General features: G+C 47.4%; 18 protein-coding genes and 3 tRNA genes. 14 read left to right on the top strand and 7 right to left on the bottom strand.

Features of this window, described 5'->3' with window-relative positions:
• The first annotated feature begins 273 nt into the window (after nt 1-273).
• Together M2137_RS14295 and M2137_RS14300 are read left to right on the top strand one after the other, a co-directional pair.
• Entirely contained in the window at nt 274-681 is a 408-nt protein-coding gene (locus tag M2137_RS14295) for a D-Ala-D-Ala carboxypeptidase family metallohydrolase (RefSeq protein ID WP_280767109.1), read from the top strand.
• A gap of 139 nt (nt 682-820) precedes the next feature.
• Nucleotides 821-1,744, top strand: coding sequence for a FimB/Mfa2 family fimbrial subunit (locus M2137_RS14300; RefSeq protein WP_280767110.1), 924 nt, complete (start codon nt 821-823; stop codon nt 1,742-1,744).
• A 58-nt stretch (nt 1,745-1,802) separates the two neighbouring features.
• Here M2137_RS14300 and M2137_RS14305 read toward each other — a convergent pair.
• Together M2137_RS14305 and recO are read right to left on the bottom strand one after the other, a co-directional pair.
• Nucleotides 1,803-1,874, bottom strand: a tRNA-Arg gene (locus M2137_RS14305).
• A 64-nt stretch (nt 1,875-1,938) separates the two neighbouring features.
• Complete coding sequence (gene recO, locus M2137_RS14310) at nt 1,939-2,664, bottom strand: DNA repair protein RecO (RefSeq protein WP_280767111.1); 726 nt, start codon at nt 2,662-2,664, stop codon at nt 1,939-1,941.
• A gap of 59 nt (nt 2,665-2,723) precedes the next feature.
• Between recO and M2137_RS14315 the strand changes: the two genes are divergently transcribed.
• The 10 genes from M2137_RS14315 to M2137_RS14360 all read left to right on the top strand — a co-directional run bounded on the left by M2137_RS14315 (nt 2,724) and on the right by M2137_RS14360 (nt 11,318).
• Nucleotides 2,724-3,128: a DUF2721 domain-containing protein gene (locus M2137_RS14315; RefSeq protein ID WP_280767112.1), complete on the top strand. Its 405-nt coding sequence runs from the start codon at nt 2,724-2,726 to the stop codon at nt 3,126-3,128.
• 116 nt (nt 3,129-3,244) lie between these two features.
• Nucleotides 3,245-3,316, top strand: a tRNA-Glu gene (locus M2137_RS14320).
• 29 nt (nt 3,317-3,345) lie between these two features.
• Nucleotides 3,346-3,600 carry a 30S ribosomal protein S20 gene (gene rpsT / locus M2137_RS14325; RefSeq protein WP_280767113.1) on the top strand — a complete coding sequence of 85 codons (255 nt, stop codon included), beginning with the start codon at nt 3,346-3,348 and terminating at the stop codon, nt 3,598-3,600.
• A 67-nt stretch (nt 3,601-3,667) separates the two neighbouring features.
• Nucleotides 3,668-3,739, top strand: a tRNA-Glu gene (locus tag M2137_RS14330).
• A 284-nt stretch (nt 3,740-4,023) separates the two neighbouring features.
• Nucleotides 4,024-5,982: a DNA topoisomerase (ATP-hydrolyzing) subunit B gene (gene gyrB, locus M2137_RS14335; RefSeq protein ID WP_280767114.1), complete on the top strand. Its 1,959-nt coding sequence runs from the start codon at nt 4,024-4,026 to the stop codon at nt 5,980-5,982.
• 11 nt (nt 5,983-5,993) lie between these two features.
• Nucleotides 5,994-7,829: a gamma-glutamyl-gamma-aminobutyrate hydrolase family protein gene (locus M2137_RS14340; RefSeq protein WP_280767115.1), complete on the top strand. Its 1,836-nt coding sequence runs from the start codon at nt 5,994-5,996 to the stop codon at nt 7,827-7,829.
• A gap of 71 nt (nt 7,830-7,900) precedes the next feature.
• Nucleotides 7,901-8,911, top strand: coding sequence for a M28 family peptidase (locus M2137_RS14345; RefSeq protein ID WP_280767116.1), 1,011 nt, complete (start codon nt 7,901-7,903; stop codon nt 8,909-8,911).
• 13 nt (nt 8,912-8,924) lie between these two features.
• Nucleotides 8,925-9,350: a SufE family protein gene (locus M2137_RS14350; protein ID WP_280767117.1), complete on the top strand. Its 426-nt coding sequence runs from the start codon at nt 8,925-8,927 to the stop codon at nt 9,348-9,350.
• A gap of 32 nt (nt 9,351-9,382) precedes the next feature.
• Complete coding sequence (locus M2137_RS14355) at nt 9,383-10,483, top strand: helix-turn-helix domain-containing protein (protein ID WP_280767118.1); 1,101 nt, start codon at nt 9,383-9,385, stop codon at nt 10,481-10,483.
• A gap of 70 nt (nt 10,484-10,553) precedes the next feature.
• Nucleotides 10,554-11,318, top strand: coding sequence for a phosphatase PAP2 family protein (locus M2137_RS14360; protein ID WP_280767119.1), 765 nt, complete (start codon nt 10,554-10,556; stop codon nt 11,316-11,318).
• A 6-nt stretch (nt 11,319-11,324) separates the two neighbouring features.
• Here M2137_RS14360 and M2137_RS14365 read toward each other — a convergent pair whose 3' ends face one another.
• A complete protein-coding gene (locus M2137_RS14365; protein WP_280767120.1) occupies nt 11,325-12,851 on the bottom strand; it encodes a GH3 auxin-responsive promoter family protein in 1,527 nt (508 codons plus the stop codon).
• A gap of 311 nt (nt 12,852-13,162) precedes the next feature.
• On the opposite strand from M2137_RS14365, the gene M2137_RS14370 reads away from it, so the two are divergent.
• On the top strand, nt 13,163-14,215 hold the full coding sequence (locus M2137_RS14370; RefSeq protein ID WP_280767121.1) for a winged helix DNA-binding domain-containing protein: 1,053 nt from the start codon (nt 13,163-13,165) through the stop codon (nt 14,213-14,215).
• A gap of 41 nt (nt 14,216-14,256) precedes the next feature.
• On the top strand, nt 14,257-14,928 hold the full coding sequence (locus M2137_RS14375) for a DUF2461 domain-containing protein (RefSeq protein ID WP_280767122.1): 672 nt from the start codon (nt 14,257-14,259) through the stop codon (nt 14,926-14,928).
• Between the two features lie 82 nt (nt 14,929-15,010).
• Here the strand turns inward: M2137_RS14375 and M2137_RS14380 are convergent, their stop codons facing one another.
• Genes M2137_RS14380 through M2137_RS14395 form a run of 4 tightly spaced genes read right to left on the bottom strand, consistent with a single transcriptional unit; the run spans nt 15,011 to nt 20,590 of the window.
• Nucleotides 15,011-16,690, bottom strand: coding sequence for a sodium:solute symporter (locus M2137_RS14380; protein WP_280767123.1), 1,680 nt, complete (start codon nt 16,688-16,690; stop codon nt 15,011-15,013).
• A 51-nt stretch (nt 16,691-16,741) separates the two neighbouring features.
• A complete protein-coding gene (locus M2137_RS14385) occupies nt 16,742-18,346 on the bottom strand; it encodes an FGGY-family carbohydrate kinase (RefSeq protein ID WP_280767124.1) in 1,605 nt (534 codons plus the stop codon).
• 9 nt (nt 18,347-18,355) lie between these two features.
• A complete protein-coding gene (gene araA, locus M2137_RS14390; RefSeq protein ID WP_280767125.1) occupies nt 18,356-19,852 on the bottom strand; it encodes an L-arabinose isomerase in 1,497 nt (498 codons plus the stop codon).
• A 54-nt stretch (nt 19,853-19,906) separates the two neighbouring features.
• Nucleotides 19,907-20,590, bottom strand: coding sequence for an L-ribulose-5-phosphate 4-epimerase (locus M2137_RS14395; RefSeq protein WP_280767126.1), 684 nt, complete (start codon nt 20,588-20,590; stop codon nt 19,907-19,909).
• Nucleotides 20,591-20,942: the final 352 nt, after the last annotated feature.

Consider the following 20,942-nt stretch of genomic DNA (forward strand, 5'->3'; position numbering starts at 1 on the left):
CGGAAATCGCTTAGCGAAGCGTAAAGCAATTGGAGCGAAGCGGAAATCGCTTAGCGAAGCGTAAAGCAATTGGAGCGAAGCGGAAATCGCTTAGCGAAGCGTAAAGCAATTGGAGCGAAGCGGAAATCGCTTAGCGAAGCGTAAAGCAATTGGAGCGAAGCGGAAATCGCTTAGCGAAGCGTAAAGCAATTGGAGCGAAGCGTAAATCGCTTAGCGAAGCGTAAAGCAATTGGAGCGAAGCGGAAATCGCTTAGCCGAAGGCGCAGAGCAATTATGAAAGGAAAGATAACAGCGAATTTTAATTGGGAAGAGATGACTTACAGCCGGACAGCCACCCGGCTGGGAATAGAGAACCGGCCAGGAACGGAGGCGATGACAAATATGGAACGTCTGGTCAGGGAGCTATTGCAGCCGTTGCGCGAACTTTATGGAAAGCCGATACGGATCAGTAGCGGCTATCGGTCGGTGGCGCTAAACAGAACGGTGGGTGGCGCGGCGAACAGTCAGCACCTGAAGGGAGAAGCAGCAGATTGTACAGTGAAAGAGGCAGCAGAATTACTGGAAGTATTGAAAAACAGTGGATTGGTTTTCGATCAGGCGATTCTTTACCGGAAGAGAAACTTTCTGCATCTGTCGTTGAAAAAGGAAGGCAATCGGAATTGGATCGTTGACAATGGATAATGGATCGTGGGCAACGGAAGGAAAGGCATAAAAAAAAGAGAGCCAAAATGTATTTTTAGCGGCAAATATTTTCTGAATTAAAAAAAAAATGTTTTCTTGCAACCTATAATTAATAATAACCAAACGAAAACCTTAAGGTATGAAAACACACGTATGTTGGGTACTTGCCCTTTTGGCCTGTATGGGTTGTAACCGATCCGAGCCAGTCGATCCGATCGATGAATCACTATCCGATGTTACTTTTTCTGTAGCTCTGAGTCAGGAAACCATTCCTTTCCCCGATACAAAAGGAATTCCTCCCCTGGACATTCCCGATCCGGTGGTGGAAAGGGAAGAGGGAGAGAAAACCCTGAAAGATCAATGCTGCACGATTGAATATATCGTGTACGAAGAGAATGAAGCGGAACCTGTACGTAAAATATGTTATTCGGCGCAGGAAGATCTCGACTTCGGTATCATTTCCGACGCCCTGCCCCAGGGCGTTTACACCATATTATTTATAGCGCACAATGGGCCGGGCGGGACATTGAGCGGATCGGAGATGGGTTTTGAAAAGGTGTCCGATACCTTTTACCTCTCCATGGAGCTGGAGGTTGAAGCCGGGCAGGAATATCACCAGACCATTACCCTGCACCGGATCGTCAGCCGGATAGAGTTCGTATCGACGGATGCCGTTCCGGAAGAGGCCGTATCTTTCACGATGGATGTAACACGCTATCCGAACCAGCTGGACATTCGCACCGGACAAGGAATTGTAGCGAATAACGATCCGGTGAGCTTTACTCATCAGTTTACCGAAGAGCAGATCGGCACTACGGGCATAACGCATGCGTTCTATACCTTCGTACCGGAAGAGATGGCAACAATGGATGTCACACTCACCGCCCATGCAGAAGCCGAGGTATTGCGTAGCCGCGAGGTAAACGGAATAACGCCGCTGACAAACCGCATCATCCGATACACCGGACGACTCTACTCCCACTCACCTTCCGACGATGAGTTCATAATCAGCATCAATGACGAATGGGACGGAACGGATGAAAACCCATTACCGGAGGAATAGACTATGTAAAGAGTAGCCGATAAAAAAAGCCTGCCCTATTTAAGGCAGGCTCCAAAAGTACCTCGGAGGGGAATCGAACCCCTATCTAATGTTTAGGAAACACTTGTTCTATCCGTTGAACTACCAAGGCTTTTTTTGCGAGACAAAAGTATAATCTTTTCTGCATATGCACAAACATAGCCGGGGCAAACTGTTTAGTCAAATAGAGTTTCCAGGACATCGAGCGAATGGACTCCGGAGAAGCCCGGCAGGTGGAGTTGGTAATATTCAAGGATTTTCCGGATGATATTCCGCCGGTCGCTGCGCGAAAAGGCGTAGAGCGACATGTTTTCGAAACTGATGCGTAGTAATCGGTAGAAAAAGAGGCTATCCTCCGGCGTGAGAAAATGGGTATGCATCGGTATGTCTGCCCTGAAAGTGCCGCTCAGGAGGTCGAAATAAAAGCCACTCCGGTAGGTATCACCTCGCGGGAATACGCCCAGGTAATGCAGAAGGTTCATCATGAAAACGATATGAAAATTGGCAATCCCGTCTTCCGCATGCTCCAGATAATGAATCGAACCATACAGAAACTGAAAGAGACGCCGATCGGGTTCGGTCTCTTTTATACTGCGGTAAAGGAGTTCCGAAAGGAAAAGAGCCAATACGTTCTTGACCGGATCGAACGATAAGCTGTTCAAGAGATAACAGCTACGACATTCTTTTATCCGTTGGATATCGCGCTTGGGCTGATGATCGACCTCCATTTCTAATACCGAGAGGGGCATAAACAAGGCCTTTGAAACCGCGCTTTTCTTGCCTTTCTGACGGGGCACCATATAAGAAACCCGCCCGAATAATTCGGTATAGATATGTACAATAACATACTTATCGTTGTACGGGATAATATGCAGTACGATGCCACGCGTTTTACTCAACATAATCACTATCTTTACAGGCCAAAGGTACGAAATCATTAGTAATCAAAATACATGTTTCTATGTTGGATTTGACAACCCCTTCCCTACTCTTCTCAGCCATCTCCCTTATTCTATTGGCGTATACCAACCGCTTCCTCTCATACGCAGGCATCGTGCGAGCCTTGAAAGAAAGGCATCAGCAAACGAACGACCCACGGGATATGGCACAGATTAAAAACTTAAGAAAGCGACTTTACCTGATCCGTTCGATGCAAATACTGGGCATATCCAGCCTATTATTATGCGTGGTTGCCATGTTCTTTGTCTACATCAACTGGCAGACGATAGCCGCCTATATCTTCGGTATCGCTCTCTTGTTGCTAACAGCATCGCTTGGCGTATGTATCTGGGAGATAAACATTTCCGTGAAAGCATTAGAGATTCACTTAGAGGATATTAGCTCTAAAGAGAAGTTAAAACAGTAATTTTATTTAATTTTCTTATAAAAACTTTTGGTAGTTAAAACGAATGATCTATCTTTGCAGTCGCAATTCAGAAAGCACCTCTTTTAGATCGCTAAAAGTGAGTAGATTGACAACTTGGCCCATTCGTCTATCGGTTAGGACGCAAGATTTTCATTCTTGAAAGAGGGGTTCGATTCCCCTATGGGCTACGAATAGTAAAATATAGAATTAAAAAGACATGGCAAATCACAAGTCATCATTAAAGAGAATCAGACAGACAAACACCCGTCGTTTGCACAACAGATATTATGCTAAGACTGCGCGTAACGCAATGCGCAAACTGCGTGCAATGGAAGACAAAACGGAAGCACAGGCTTTGTATCCGAAAGTTTGTTCTATGCTCGACAGACTTGCTAAGAATAACATTATTCATAAGAATAAGGCTGGCAATCTGAAGTCGAAGCTGGCAAAGCGTATTGCTAAATTAGCATAAAAGAGGTAAAGTATTTTCCATAAGGAATGTAGCCGGACTATCAAGCCCGGCTTTTTTACCCCCTTATGGCCCATTCGTCTATCGGTTAGGACGCAAGATTTTCATTCTTGAAAGAGGGGTTCGATTCCCCTATGGGCTACGGAAATCAATTGATAATGGAAAATTGATAATGGAAAAGGACAAAGAGGATGTACCGGAAGGCGCATCCTCTTTTTTCTTCTAAAAGACCTCAGATCATCCATACCAAAGCCTTCAAGAACCTTAAAGACCTTTAGGACTTTAAAGACTTTTTTAAACCATCATCAGGAATTACTTTACCCTCCTATTTTCATAAAAAATATACTTCTTCATATCAATTATTTTCAGTATATTTGTTGGATTTTTGGAAACGAGAATTTAAGATTAAAACAAAGGATAAAACAGATGAGTGAAGAATTGAAGAATACGCCGAACAACGGATACTCCGCGGACAGTATTCAGGTACTCGAAGGATTAGAAGCCGTGCGCAAAAGACCTGCCATGTACATTGGCGATATTAGTGAAAAAGGTCTCCACCATTTAGTATACGAAGTAGTTGACAACTCGATTGACGAGGCCTTAGCCGGATATTGTGATGAGATCGATGTGTTTATCAACGAAGACAACTCTATCACAGTAACGGACAACGGCCGTGGTATTCCGGTAGATTATCACGAGAAAGAGGGAAAATCAGCTTTGGAGGTTGTATTAACAGTGCTCCATGCCGGAGGTAAGTTCGACAAAGATTCGTATAAAGTATCCGGCGGTTTGCACGGGGTGGGTGTTTCTTGCGTAAACGCCTTATCTACCTATCTGAAAGCTGAAGTTTTCAAAGATGGAAAAATCTATCAACAGGAATTTTCCATTGGGAAGCCTTTAGGTGACATCCAAGTCGTTGGAAACACCGACAGAACAGGGACTACGATCACATTCAAGCCCGACGGTTCCATCTTTACCGTCTTGGAATACAAATATGATATCCTGGCAAACCGCTTACGCGAACTGGCATTCCTGAATGCAGGCGTAACGCTGCGTTTGACAGACAAACGCCACACCAATGATGATGGCAGCTTTAAGGGAGAAATATTCCGCTCTGAAGAGGGATTAAAGGAGTTTGTTCGTTACATCGACCGCTCTAAAGAATCTTTGATCCCGGACGTGATACATATCACAACAGAAAAGAATAACATCCCGGTGGAAGTAGCGATGACCTACAACACCTCTTATAACGAAAGCGTTTTCTCCTATGTAAACGATATCAACACCATCGAGGGGGGTACTCACCTGGCCGGATTCCGTCGCGGACTGACACGTACGCTGAAGAAATACGCGGAAGATTCCAAACTATTGGAGAAGGCTAAGGTAGAAATCCAGGGAGACGACTTCCGGGAAGGATTGACTGCTGTAATCTCCATCAAGGTGGCCGAACCGCAGTTCGAAGGACAGACTAAGACAAAGCTCGGCAACAGCGAAGTGACCGGCGCCGTAGACCAGGCAATTGGCGAGGCGTTAGGTTATTTCCTCGAAGAACACCCGAAGGAAGCCAAGATCATTGTCGACAAAGTGATCCTGGCCGCACAGGCCCGTCACGCGGCTCGCAAAGCCCGTGAGCTGGTACAACGCAAATCACCCCTTTCCGGAGGCGGACTGCCCGGAAAACTGGCTGACTGTTCATCCAAAGACGCGGCCGAATGTGAACTCTTCCTGGTCGAAGGAGACTCGGCAGGTGGTACAGCCAAACAGGGACGCGACCGTATGTTCCAGGCTATTCTGCCTTTGCGTGGTAAGATCCTGAATGTAGAAAAAGCCATGGATCATAAGATTTTCGAAAGTGATGAGATCCAGAATATCTACCGGGCGATGGGGGTTACCATCGGTACGGAAGACGATCCGAAAGCATTGAACTTAGATAAACTCCGTTACCACAAGGTGATCATCATGACCGATGCCGACGTGGACGGTAGCCATATCGCCACATTAATCCTGACCTTCTTTTTCCGCAAGATGCGGGCATTGATCGATAATGGCTATGTCTATCTGGCAACACCACCGTTATACCTTTGCAAAAAGGGTAAAACGGAAGAATATTGCTGGACAGAACAACAGCGCCAGATGTTTATCGACAAATATGCCGCCGGTAACGAGAACCAGGTGCATACGCAACGCTACAAAGGTTTGGGAGAGATGAACGACCACCAATTGTGGGATACGACCATGAATCCGGAGAACCGTACGTTGAAGCAGATCACAATCGATAACGCCATCGACGCGGACAATATCTTCTCCATGCTGATGGGTGAAGAGGTAGGCCCACGTCGTGAGTTTATCGAAGAGAACGCTACCTACGCGAATATTGACGCTTAAAATCAATTCCTATGCATATCGAAGTCCGTCGTCCCTGTTTAGTGGAACTGTACGGGGAAGTAGACCGCTATACAGCGGCGAATGAATACAAACAACCTCCCCGAATCGGTATCTCTGCCAACCGGAAAGACGGACTTTCCTGTATTGCCGAGACCTATGTACAATCGGTATTACAAGCCGGAGGTGTACCTGTCCTTATCCCGGTCATTACTGATATCAAAGCGCTGACAGCGATTGTAGAGAGCTTGGACGGGCTCGTCATGAGCGGAGGAGGCGATATCAATCCGCTCTACCTGCAGGAAGAGCCTATTCCCCAGCTACAGGATGTCGATACGTTCCGCGACGAATACGACCTGATCCTGCTTCGCCTGGCAGCGAATCGCCAGATCCCTATTATGGGCATCTGCCGCGGACATCAGATACTAAATGTCGCCTTTGGCGGAAGTGTCTATCAAGATATCTATTCACAAACCGATCGTTCGCTCCTGAAACACAGCCAGACCCTGGCGCGCGAATTGCCTTCGCATACCGTAAACATAGAAGATATCGATTCCAAACTACGGAAACTACTCAAAAAAGAGACCCTTTTCGTCAATTCCTTCCATCATCAGGCGATCAAAGAGCCGGCTCCCGGCTTTATCGCCACGGCAACAGCACCGGACGCCATCAACGAAGCGATGGAACATCCGGAGAAAGAGATCTTCAGTGTGCAATGGCATCCGGAAGCCATGGCGGCAAACGGCGACGAGGTGATGAAGACCCTATTTGCCTATCACGTGGAAAGAGCCTCCCTGTTCGCGCGAGCCAAGAGGCTTCACCAGCGCATCCTGACCATCGATTCCCATACGGACACACCGATGCTCTTCAAGCCTGCCGTCGATCTCGGCATCAAAGGGGTCGCGCAAGTAGACCTTTCAGTCGTTGAACCCGAAGACTACACCGAAGAAACATGGATAGATGTGCCCGGCAAAGTAAACCTTCCCTTTATGGAGGAAGGGATGCTAGACGCCGTCTTTATGGTAGCCTACCTCAAGCAAAAGGAATTAACCGAAACGGCCTACCGGGAAACATACAACTACACGATCGACCGCCTCACACAGGTATTTCGCCAGGAAGAGCTTTATCCCTCGCGGGTAGGGATCGCCCGCACACCCGCCGACCTATTCCGTCTCAAGCGGGAAGGGGAGAAAGCGTTGGTTCCGGCCATCGAAAACGGCTATGTCATAGGAGAAGATATCTCTCTGCTGCAACGGTTCAAGGAAATGGGCGTAGCCTATATTACCCTCTGTCACAATGGCAATAACCAACTCTGCGACTCAGCAAGCGACACACCTCGCTGGAACGGCCTCAGTCCCTTCGGCAAAGAGGTAGTGAAGGAGATGAATCGCCTGGGTATCATGATCGACCTCTCCCATGCAGCCGAATCGACCTTCTATGATGTACTGGCGACCAGCACATTGCCGGTTATCGCTTCCCATTCGTCGGCCCGCGCCTTATGCGACCATCGCCGCAACCTGACCGATGAACAGATCAGAGCCTTAGCAGCCAACGGCGGAGTCGTTCAGATCTGCCTATACGACGGCTTCCTCAACAAAGAGAGAAAAGCAACCCTGAGCGATGTCATCCGCCATATCAACCATGTCGTTCGACTGGTAGGCATCGATTACGTCGGGATCGGTTCCGACTTCGACGGAGGAGGCGAAGTGATTGGCTGTGCCGCCGCCAATGAGCTGATAAACATAACCATGCGCCTACTCGACGAAGGATACAGCGACGAAGACATCCAAAAGATTTGGGGTGGAAACCTCCTGCGAGTGATGGATGCCGTGCAGTCCGAAGCTTATTAAAGGCAAACATACACTTGGGAGATACAACGATAAAATGTACCTTTGTTCCATTCAAACAAGGAAATACCCCTATGCATACCAGAAAGATCATCCCTTTACTGATTATCTGCCTGATGGTCGCCTGCGCCAATAAAGGAGCGACCGACAAGAATACGACAGAGAAAACAAACACGACAACAATCGAAACAGGTAAAGTTCCCACATTCGATGCCGACAGTGCCTATGCCTACGTGGCCAGCCAGGTCGCTTTTGGTCCCCGCGTACCCAATTCAGAGGGACACAAAGCCTGCGGCGATTGGCTGATCGACGAACTGAAACGGTTCGGTGCCCACTTGTTTATACAGGACATGGTGCTCACTGCCTACGACGGAACGAAACTGGACGCGCGTAACATCATCGGTTCCTACAATCCGGACAATAAAAAACGCATCCTATTGTTTGCCCATTGGGACACTCGTCCATATGCGGATGAAGAAGCGGATGCCTCCAAACATTATACCCCCATCGACGGAGCCGACGACGGAGCCAGTGGCGTGGGCGCCTTACTGGAGATTGCCCGGCAGATCAACCAACAGGATCCGGGCATAGGCATCGATATTATCTTCTTCGACGCGGAAGATTACGGGGAGCCCTCCTTTTCCAAAACAAACAAACAAGACACCTGGTGCCTGGGTTCCCAGTTCTGGGCAAAGAAGCCGCATGTACCGAATTACCGTGCCGAGTTCGGCATCTTATTAGATATGGTAGGAGCGCGGAATGCCACCTTCTTCAAAGAGGGCTACTCGATGTATAAGGCAGCACCAACGGTTGAAAAGATCTGGGAAGCGGCACGTAACCTGGGCTATGGCAAATACTTTATCAACACCAACGGAAGTGCCATCACCGACGACCATATCTATGTGCAGAAAGGGCGCGGCATCCCATGCGTCGATATCATCTACACCAACGACGGACAAGAGGGATCTCCGTCACACGGCTTCGGTCCCCACTGGCATACATTGAATGACAATATGAGTAATATCGACCCAGCTACCCTGAAAGCAGCCGGACAAACCGTATTGGAAGTTATTTACAACAGATAAACCAACTCTACTTATGACTATCAACGACACACAAGATCAAATTATAGAAGAGTTTTCCATCTTCGACGACTGGATGGACAAATATGCCCTTTTGATCGACCTGGGTAACTCCCTCGAACCGCTTGATGAGAAATACAAAACAGAAAACAACCTGATCGAAGGCTGCCAGAGCCGCGTATGGTTACAGGCGGAATATGCCGATGGAATCGTTACTTTTCGAGGTGAAAGCGATGCTGTCATTGTGAAAGGCATCGTGTCGCTGCTCATCCAGGTACTCTCCGGGCATACTCCCCGGGAAATATTAGATACCGACCTTTACTTCATCGACCGAATCGGACTGAAAGAGCATCTCTCGCCTACCCGCTCCAACGGATTGGTGGCCATGGTAAAGCAAATGCGACTCTACGCCCTGGCATTTCAGGCAAAAGAGCAGGGATAAATTCTTATTTTCAGTTTATTAAATCGTTAGCCATGGCTCTCGAAAACCTCTACTATATACTCTCTTTCATATCGATTGGCGTAACATTCGGATTTGGAATATGCTTTCTCACCCTCTCTATCTCCAAACGATCCGGCCTGCATAGCTACCGCCTTTCGCGGAAAGTCATGGCCTTCTCCTACCTTAGCTTCAGCCTGCTCGTCATCCTCGAGTTAGGGACAAGCGGAGGTGACTATTCCGCTCCATTCGTTCAGGCGCTCACCCTCTCGGTCGCCTCCCTGCAAGCCCTGTTGTTTACCTACACCCTGATCGGTCTTATCAATATAGACTTTGTCACCTGGCGGAAAATCACCGCTGAATTATTGGTCATCCTTGTATTCACCATCCTTATTTTCAGTACAGATTATAGCGGCCAAGCCCATAGGTTTTCCGTCATTTTCTACCTTTTCACCGTCTATTACGCCTCTTTACTGATCCGTTACACCTACCTCTTCTTGAAACATTACAGGATATACACCTACAACCTCGACAACTATTACATCGCCCAGGAAAAGCTTCGTCTCCGGTGGGTGCGCATCGCCTTTTTTATGGCGTTGACCATAGGCATCATGGCGCTTAGCTCCGCCCTTTTCTCTTCGCTGATCACCGCCATCTGTTTTGCCTGTATTCATATTATCTTTTATTGCTTTTTCGGGGTCAAATTTATCAACTACGCTTTCCTCTTCCAGCGGATCAAACCAATCATCGTCACCAAAACCCCTGTCGATAGCAAAATATCCTATGCCGGCACGCAGCAATTAGAAACAGAAATAGCCAAATGGATCGAAACAAAACAATACCTCAACAGCCGCCTGACCATCGAGAAGGTAGCCCAACAGCTCAACACCAACCGCACCTACCTCTCCCACTACATCAACCATACCCTCAACAAGACCTTCACGGAATGGATCTATGAGCTTCGCATCCGCGAAGCCCAGCAATTACTCCTGCTCCACCCTACCCAACCGGTATACGAGATCGCCTTTATGGTCGGATATACCGACAAAAGCAATTTCGGACGCCACTTCAACAAATACACCGGCACCACCCCCCTCCTCTGGAGAAAGCGCTCCACCGAAGCCAAAAAGGCCTGATTGCCTCCGGCATTCACCCTATTTCCCAAATAATTTGATTTTCTTTGCAGCTGAAAAGAGACGAATGTATATGAAAAGATATCTCCTATTGTTTTTGGCGTGTGTGAATGTGTCGTTGGCCTGGGGTCGGGATAACAATGCGGAGGCCTTGCCGGTCGACTCCGTTCCGGAGCGTATGCCGATTGCCGAATACACCTTCAAACCGAAACAACTGATCCTTCCCGCGGCGCTTATCGGCGTGGGGGCGGCCGGACATCTGATCGATGACATGAAAGATTACCACCTTTTCCGGCGGGGAACGCGCGACAAACAGGTACGGATCGATGATTACTTAGAATGGGGTATGCTTGGTTGGGTATTTGCCTGCGACCTGATGGGAAAAGAAAAACACAACTGGGTAGACCAGTTGATGGTGGTAGGGTTGGCTGAAGTATTGAATGCCGGTATGGTGCAGGGACTGAAAGAGGTGGTCGATATCAACCGACCGGACGGCAAACCCCACACCTTTCCATCGGGACATACCTCAAACGCCTTTCTGGGCGCGCATATTGCTTATAAGGAATTTCGTCATAGCTCGCCGGTATTGGCCTATTCGGGTTACGCCATCGCCAGCTTTGTCGCTGCCTCGCGCATTTATAACAACCGTCATTGGATGGCCGATGTAGTGGCCGGTGCCGGGTTCGGTATTCTTTCCGCGGAATTGTCTTACCTGATCTACTTCCCAGTGCGTAATGCCATTGCCCGAAATATCAACAAAAAAGCGGCAGACAATTGGGTCATTGCCCCTACGATGCAGTCGAATAGTGTCGGATTATACCTGTCGTTCCGCTTCTGATTCCCATCAGGTCAGCGAGGCCGAACGGTTGATGCCCAATAGCTCTTCCAACAGTTCGCGGCTATTGCTCAGACGCGGAATCTTGTGTTGCCCGCCCAATTTTCCTTTCCGGGCTAACCACTCATAGAAAACACCCTCACGGGCTTCGACAATTTCCAATGGTTGGAGCGAGATATTTTTGTAGCGTTTTGCCTCGTAGTCGGAGTTGAGACGCTTCAGGTTTTCATCCAACAAACGGGCATATTCTTCGATGGAACCGGGCTTTTTTACAAATTCGATGATCCACTGATGGCAACCTCTTGCTTTGTTGAGCATAAAAAGAGGGGCCGCGGTATATTCCTTTACCTCTGCGCCGGTTTGTTGATTGGTCAGCGCGATGGCTTTATCGGCATTGTCGACCATCAGTTCTTCACCAAAGGCGTTAATGTAATGTTTGGTGCGCCCGGAGATAACAAATTTATGGGGGAACAACGAAGTAAAACGAACCGTATCGCCTATCTGATAACGCCAAAGACCGCCCAGGGTACTGATAATCATCGCGTAGTTGATATCTTTCTTGACCTCATGCAACGGCAGGACGGTCGGATTATCGCTATCGACCTCATCCAACGGGATAAATTCATAGAAAACGCCATAATCCTGCATCAACAACAGGCTACGGTCACCCAGATCGCTCTGGATACCAAAGAACCCTTCGGAAGCATTATAGGTCTCCATATAGTGCATATTATCGGAAGGAATCAACGCCTTATAACGGTCGCGGTAGGGCTCAAAACTAATACCCCCATGGAAGAAAACCTCCATATTCGGCCAGACCTCGGTCAGATACTCTTTACCCGTTTTGGCCAGTATGGCGCGGATCAACACCAACATCCAGGAGGGAACACCCGACAGGCTGTTCACATCTTTGTTCCAGGTGCTGTCGACAATCGCTTTGATCTTGCTTTCCCACTCATCCATCAGGATGATCTTTTTCTTGGGCACACGCACCAAATTGACCAAGGGATTGAGGTTTTGCAGCAACACCGCCGAAAGGTCGCCTTGGTGTGCCTGGGCATTTAGAGCCGAGGGACTGTGGCTTCCACCGAGTATCAAGCCTTTCTTCGAGAAAAAGCCGCTTTTGGGATTGTTTTCCAGATAGAGCGCCACGCAATCGGCTCCCCCTTTGTAATGACAACGCCAGAGAATCTCGTCGGTCACGGGAATAAATTTGCTCTTATCATTTGTTGTGCCGCTGCTACGAGCATACCAACGCACAACGGATGGCCACAACACATTCTTTTCGCCATTCACCATGCGGGTGATATAGGGCTTCAGATCGTCGTAGGTCTGAATGGGGAAGCGCTCTTTGTAGTCCTGATAAGAACGGATACTTTTGAAGTCATATTTCTTCCCCCATTCAGTATGCCGTGCCTTATCCAGCAATTTCTTCAGCTGCTTCTGCTGAATAAGATCACTGAATTCCGCATACTTCTCGATATTGCCCCGGCGATGCTGGAAAAAAGGAGAAATAAGACTCGTTAATATATCCATCCCAATCTGTTTACTAAATAAACCGCAAATGTAGCTATATTGTTTATTAATCAGCCATTCAGATCCGATAATTTAAACGTTTCCGCCTCATTTTGAACTTCCTCCGGATAGCTGACATGGGCAGGATGGGAATAAAAACCGAAGGACAAGCACGAAGGAGTATCTTTTGCCAAACGTAAGACAATTTGCTGGTCGACCATACTCAGCCAACTGGTTCACTATGCTCGGCTAACAAATTCTCCCGAAAAAAAATAAAAATCATATATTATGCGTAGGTTTGTAAAATCTACTACAAGCACAAAAAAACAAAGATGAATCCGACAGACATCCTACAGATACGCCTGCATAATCAGTTGCTGGCCGGAAACCAACTGAAAGAACCGCACGAAGTAGTCTCTTATATGGGCGCCATGCAATCGCAAGCTTCGGAAATGGCCAAATGGGGCATAGGAAACAGGCTGGAAGGAGCCACCTACCAACGGGTGACAGAGGCGCTCGATGCAGGGCGCATCATTCGCACCCATATCTTGCGTCCGACCTGGCACTTTGTCTCTGCCGAAGATATCCACTGGATGATAGAACTCTCCTTTCCGCATTTAAAGCCCGTATTCTTTTCGTATGCCAGGATGATAGGGATTGACGAAGCGGATCTACCCCGCAAACGTGTTCAGGTGATCAACACATTGGAAAAACAGGGACACCTGACCAAACAGGAGATCGATATGCATCTGAAAAACGAGGGGATCGAGATAGACGAGCGGGAACTGAGTATCATATTGTCTCAAGCTGAAATAGAAGGGATCGTATGCAATGGAGTTGCTAAAGGGATCAAACACACCTACGCCCTGTTAGAAGAACGCACGCCCAAGACCCGGGCTTTCGTCAAGGAGGAGGCATTGGCCATGCTGGCCTATAGATTCTTTTCCAGCCATGGGCCGGCCACCTTGCACGATTTCATTTGGTGGTCCGGATTGCTTATAACCGAAGCTCGTAGCGCTCTGGAATTGGTGAAAGAGCAGTTTGTTTCGGAGACGCTGAATGGTAGGGAATTTTGGATGAAAAATGATATTCGGATACCGGAAAAAGGAAAAGACGCTGTCCTGCTGCTTCCTCCTTTCGATGAGTTCGTGGTCAGTTACAAGGATCGTTCGGAGCTGATCGAAAACGAGCACTACGGGAAGGTGATGACTAAAAACGGGCTATTCAGCCCTACCGTTATGCTGAATGGGCGTATCATTGGCTCGTGGAAGAAAGTCACGAAGAAGAAAGCGCCGGAAGTGGAGGTCTCTTTCTTCAAAAAAGCATCCCGCAAAACCGAACAGTTAGTGGAAGTAGCCATAAAAGAATATCTCCGTTTTTTATAATTTTTTACTACCTTTATCAGCCATTTATACTATAACTAAAGATGCAAACAAAAGAAATATTCGACTTTTTAAAAGAGTTGCAAGCCAACAACAATCGTACCTGGTTTCAGGAGAACAAAGAGAAATACCAGGTTGCCCGGAAGCTATTCGAAGCCTTAGTAGACGATCTGATCGTCGGCATTGCCAAGTTTGACCCCGAAGCCGCCGCCACGACGGCGAAAGATTCGATCTTCCGTATCTACCGGGACACACGCTTCGCGGCCGATAAGACACCCTACAAAACACATTTCGGCGCCTTTGTCACGCAAGGGGGCAAAATGAATCAACGCGCCGGCTATTATATTCATTTAGAACCCGGAGGCTCCCTGTTTGCCGGTGGTGTCTGGCACCTCGACCCTCCCCTGTTGAAGGCGCTCCGGCAGGACATATACGACAATATGGAGGAGTTCGTTTCGATTGTGGAGGCGCCAGCCTTTACACGCCACTTCAGGATGGACGATGAGTACAAACTAAAACGGATGCCGGCTCCCTTTCCCGCCGATACGGAGGGTGGCGAATGGCTGAAGCATAAAAACTATACCTGCTCGAGCTTTGTGGAAGATGATTTCTTTGATGGGGACGATGCGCTTACAGAAAGTCTGAAGCGGTTTGAACTGATCTATCCATTGAACCGATTTATCAACTACACCATCGACGAAACCATGCATGGTTAACTATTTCATAGGGGTACCAAAAAGAGAGCGGAGGCTTCCTTGAGAAACCTCCGCTCTTTTTATCTGTTTATCTCGCTATTCCTTACCAGAAATAGAAATAGAAGGCGGCTGTGATACCCAGAATAATGCAGGAATGGATCACATCCCATTTATTCCAGCTGGCACGTGTTTCGGCTTTCTGTGCCGCCGTAGCCGTACCAAATACCAAACCTTGAATCTTTTCAGCAGAAGGCGCTTTGGTGAACAAGCTGACAACCACTACCACAATGATACAGAACAGGAACATCCATCCACAGAAGAACAACCAGTTTACATCATAGAATACTGATTTGAACAGGTTCTGAGCTGCATCCGGGAAGTTGCTGTAATAGACATTGGCACCCAGACGGGTCAAACCGATCACCATACCGGAGATCAAGCCCCACATACCACCTTTCTCACTGGTACGTTTCCAGGTGATACCCAAGAGGAAGGCAGCCGCAATACCCGGCGCCAATACCGACTGAACGTCTTGCAGGTAGGTATAAAGCACATCACCCACACTACGCATGATCGGGATCCAGAGGATACCCAAGATAACAATCACTACCGTAGCAGCCTGGCCGATAACCACCAGTTTCTTTTCCGATGTTTTCGGCTTGAATCGTTTATAGAAGTCGATCGTAAACAACATAGCGGACGAGTTGAACAGCGAAGCCAACGAACTCATCAGAGCCGCCAGGATACCGCAAACAACCAGCCCTTTCACACCGGCTGGAAGCAGTTTCGCTACCAGGGTCGGGAAGGCCGCATCCGCGTTATGCATACCTGCTGCATCAACAGGCAGGAAACTACCGGTTTTCACATGAAGCGCGTAAGCGATCATACCGGGGATCAGGAACAGGAATACCGGAAGCAACTTCAGGTAAGCACCGAAGATTGTACCGCGGCGTGCTTGTTTCTGGTCTTTACCGGAAAGTACGCGTTGCACGATAAACTGGTCGGTACACCAATACCAGAAACCGATAATAGCCGAACCGATCAACGCTCCCAGCCAGGGGAAGTCGGGGTCGCCATTATTACGGATCAGGTTGATCATTGAATCTCCGTATTCATTCACCGTAGTAGCACCTGCAATATTCATCATCTCATCCCAGCCGCCCAGCTCTTTCAATCCGAGCACCAGGATAATCAGCGAGCCTAACAAGAGGATAGGCGTCTGCAATACCGAGGTGTATAATACCGATTTCATACCTCCGAAGATGGTATAGAGCGCGGTGATAAGCACCAGCCCGATTGCCGCGATCCAGAAGAAGTCGATTCCCCACAGCTCTTTGATACCAAATACCTGTTGGAACACCAAACCACCGGCATAAACCGTAACGGCTACCTTGGTCAACACATAACTGATCAACGAAATAACCGACAGAATCGTTCTCGATTGCGAGTTATAACGCCGTTCGAGGAACTCCGGCATGGTGTACACCATAGAGCGAGAGTAGAACGGAACAAACACCCAACCTAAGATAAGAATCATCCATCCCTGGATTTCCCAGTGAGCCATAGCCATACCGCTTGACGCACCGGCACCCGCCAATCCAATCAAGTGTTCGGAACCAATATTCGACGCAAAGATAGAAGCACCGATCGCAATCCACGTCGCGTCGCGTCCTCCCAAGAAATAATCAGCCGAGTCATTTTGCTTCTGCTTCATTACCCACACGATAATACCGATGAGCACGAGCGCAAATACTCCAATTACAATCCAATCTAATGCTAACATAATAGTAATTTAAATTATTAGTTCGTGTTTAATCTCTTTCTTACAAGTGACCTATATTTTATATTTAACGGCGGCTTCCTCTATCGGAAGAGCCTTTTTATAGTTCTCTATGTAAATATTGAATCCCTCTACATCCTCGGCTGAAGGTGATATCTCTATACCAGCCTCACCACCAAAGACATGTTGATGAAGGAACTCGGCTAACGGTTGTTGCTTTTCGTTATTAACTAAATAAGAGGCTAACAAAGCAATACCCCAGGCACCACCCTCACCGGCTGTTTCCATCACGGAGATAGGCGAGTTGAGTGCCGCGGCAAGAATCCGTTGACCAACCGTTTTCGTTTTGAAAAGGCCACCATGAGCTGTAATACGATCAACCTTCACCTTCTCCTCGTTGAAGAGGATATCGTTACCAATCTTCAATACCCCTACAGAGGCTTGCAGATGAGCACGCATAAAGTTAGCCAGATTGAAGTTGTCGCCTGAAGAGCGTACAAATAAAGGTCTGCCTTCTGAAAGTCCTGTGATAGGCTCTCCTGAAACATAGTTGAAAGCGACTAAACCACCACAATCCGTATCGCCCGTAAGCGCGTGATTATATAGTTTCTCATACACCACATCCATATCTACCGGAACACCTAATAGTTCTTGATACTCTCTGAAGAGATTAACCCAGGCATTCAGGTCGGTAGTACAGTTATTACAGTGTACCATAGCCACTAAGCTACCATCAGGCGTCGTAACCATATCTATCTCCTCATGCGGTTTAGAAAGATCTTTTTCCAATACGATCATAGAGAAAGAGGAGGTTCCTGCCGAGACATTACCGGTTCTTTGCTCTACTGCGTTCGTAGCAACCATACCTGTGCCCGCGTCTCCTTCCGGAGGACAAAGAGGAATACCCGGCTTCAGGTTACCCGACACATCCAGTTTACGTGCTCCCTCTTCCGTCAGACGTCCCGCGTCTTCACCGGCCGATAACACCTCAGGAAGAATATCAAGCAACTTCCAGGCGTATCCTTTATCGGCAATCAAAGAGTCGAACTTATCTACCATGTGTCCATAATAGCTCTTCGTATCAGGGTCTATAGGCAGCATACCGGAAGCATCGCCTATACCTAATACTTTCTTGCCTGTCAGTTGCCAGTGGATATATCCCGCCAGGGTAGTCAGGAAGCTGATCTCGCCTACATGCTCCTCTCCGTTAAGAATAGCTTGATAGATGTGCGAGATACTCCAACGCAAAGGAATGTTATAGACAAAAAGTTCAGACAGGACAGCAGCAGCCTGCCCTGTATTCGTATTTCTCCAAGTGCGGAAAGGCGCTAAGATCTCTTGTTTGTCATTAAAAGGCATATAGCCGTGCATCATGGCACTTACGCCGATAGACGCCAAGTTCTCTAACTCTACTTTGTAGCGAGTCTGTACGTTTATTCTAAGGTCTGCATAGCAATCTTGCAAGCCTTTCCATATATCCTCTATACTATATGTCCATAGACCATCCACTAATTGGTTCTCCCAACTGTGGCTACCTTGTGCGATCGGTCTATTTTCTTCATCAATCAAAACAGCTTTTATTCTGGTTGAGCCAAGCTCTATACCCAAAATAGCTTTACCTGATTCGATTGTTTGTTTTGCATTTGCACTATTTATCATGATGGAGCATTATTTGTTGAGCAAATAATATACCTCATTCATACGAAGCTCTTTCTTGAACTCCGACATATTGGTGTTCTCATCGATAACAACAAGCTCTATACCTGCTATCTCCGCGTAGTCTTCCATATACTCAACCGTAAGGTCGTACGAGAAGCTGGTGTGGTGAGTTCCTCCTGCCATAATCCAAGCGCCTGCACCTACTTCAAGGTTTGGACGTGGAATCCATAAAGCAGAAGCTACCGGTAGTTTAGGAAGCGGTTTGCTCTTGATACAATCCACTTTGTTTACAATCATACGGAAGCGATTGCCTAAGTCAATGATCGTAGCAGCAATACCTTCACCCTCTTTCGCTGTAAATACCAAACGAGCTGTGTCGCTGTCGATACCAATGCTCAAGCGGTGTACTTCCAGTTTAGGTTTCTCAGCAGAGATAAGAGGACAAATTTCCAACATATGAGCTTGCAGGATGGCACTCTTCTCGCCATCGAAATGCAAGGTGTAGTCTTCCAAGAAAGAGCAACCTTTCGGCATACCCTGGCTCATAAACCACATCGTACGATAAAGAGCCGCCGTTTTCCAGTCGCCTTCACCACCGAAACCATAACCGGCCTCCATCAAACGTTGGCTGGCAAGTCCGGGTATCTGGTCCATAAGACCTAAGTCGTTGAAGTTCGTCGTGAAACCTTTCGCGCCCATATCTTCAAGAATACGACGGATAGCAATCTCCGCTTTCGCAGAGTTATACACCTTCGTATAGGCTTCTGTACTTTCATCTTCTAATGCAGCAGCATGGTCGTATTGAGCAAAATACTCAGCAACAAGCGCTTTCACATCCGCATCCGATACAGCCGTATAATAGGTCATCAGGTCGTTCACCGGTACATAGTCCACGTGATAGCCTAATTGCATTTCAGCTTCTACCTTGTCACCATCGGTTACGGCTACGTTATTCATCTGGTCTCCGAAACGAATAATCAACATATCTTGTGCATCTGCCCAAGCAGCGGCCACACGCATCCATACAGCCAGCTTTTCTTGCGCCGCAGCATCTTGCCAGTGACCTACAACGATTTTGCGCGGTTTGCGCAGACGTGCTGTAATATGTCCGTACTCGCGGTCACCATGTGCCGACTGGTTCAGGTTCATAAAGTCCATATTCATGGTATCCCAAGGGATCTCTTTATTGAACTGTGTATGGAAATGACACAGCGGTTTGTTTAATGCTTGCAAACCGTGTATCCACATCTTAGCCGGAGAAAAAGTGTGCATCCAGGTGATCACTCCAATACATTTTTCATCGTTGTTAGCTGCTTTCATGACGGCAGTAACCTCTTTCGATGAGTTGGCGGTTCCTTTGTAAACCACCTTGATGGGAAGGTTGCCGGAATCGTTCAATCCTTTGACCATCTCGTTCGAATGTGCATCAACGGCAATCACCGCATCACCACCGTAAAGCAACTGTGCTCCGGTGATAAACCATACTTCATAATTTCCAAAATTCATGGCATATCAGTTTTAATTAGTAATAATAGATTTTTTTTATTTGTTTGTTCGCAATCATTGTCCGTAATAGGCGCCGGGACCATGTTTGCGGAAAAAATGTTTTTTAATCAGTTCCGGGTTCATTTTTAGATCCGGATTCACGCCATAGGCAATATAGGCCATCTTGGCTACCTGCTCTAATACAACAGCATTGTGTACTGCATTATGCGCATCCTTTCCCCAGGCAAACGGCCCGTGGTTGTTGACCAGTACACCCGGTGTATATTCGGCATTCAAATCCTTGAAACGTTCCACGATCACATTGCCCGTTTCCAGTTCATACGCTCCGTTGATCTCCTCTACGGTCATCTGGCGGGTACAGGGCACATCGTCTTTGAAATAATCCGAGTGGGTAGTCCCGATATTCGGAATATCACGGCCGGCCTGTGCCCAAGAGGTCGCGTAGGTAGAATGGGTATGCACAATGCCCCCTATTTCCGGGAAGGCCCTGTACAAGGCAAGGTGAGTCGGCGTATCCGAAGAGGGTTTCATGCGGCCCTCCACAATCTTTCCTTCCAGATCGACAACGACCATATCCTCCGCCTTCATCGTTTCATACGAAACGCCTGACGGTTTAATCACCACCAAGCCAGTCTCTTTATCTATCGCGCTTACATTTCCCCAGGTGAAAATCACCAATCCATGTTTTACTAAATCGAGGTTCGCTACGAAAACCTCTTCTTTTAATGATTCAAGCATTTCCTGTTCGTATTGCTGTATTTGATAATAAGTGTTGCATTTACACTTGCAATATTAGTGATAAGTATCCAATAAAAGTCGTACATTTTTTATATTCTACAACATGTTTTTCAAATAAAACGCCGAAAACCGCCCGAAAGCCCTTAAAAACACAAAAATAAGGAAGTATTTGGCTTGGCATACATTTCTCTTATTGTTTTGTTCAAATGAAAATCATCCCCTCCCATCAAGAATGGCTGTTAGGGGGTTCAAGTATAGTAATAATTGAAGGGAGAAAGGAGAAGGGATCAGATAATGTAATGTGTGAAGATTATAGGAATCACTATCCAAAGCTCCCCTTCTTAGAAAAGAA

The sequence above is a fragment of the Parabacteroides sp. PFB2-10 genome (assembly GCF_029893085.1).
In the GTDB taxonomy this organism is placed as follows: domain Bacteria; phylum Bacteroidota; class Bacteroidia; order Bacteroidales; family Tannerellaceae; genus QVMG01.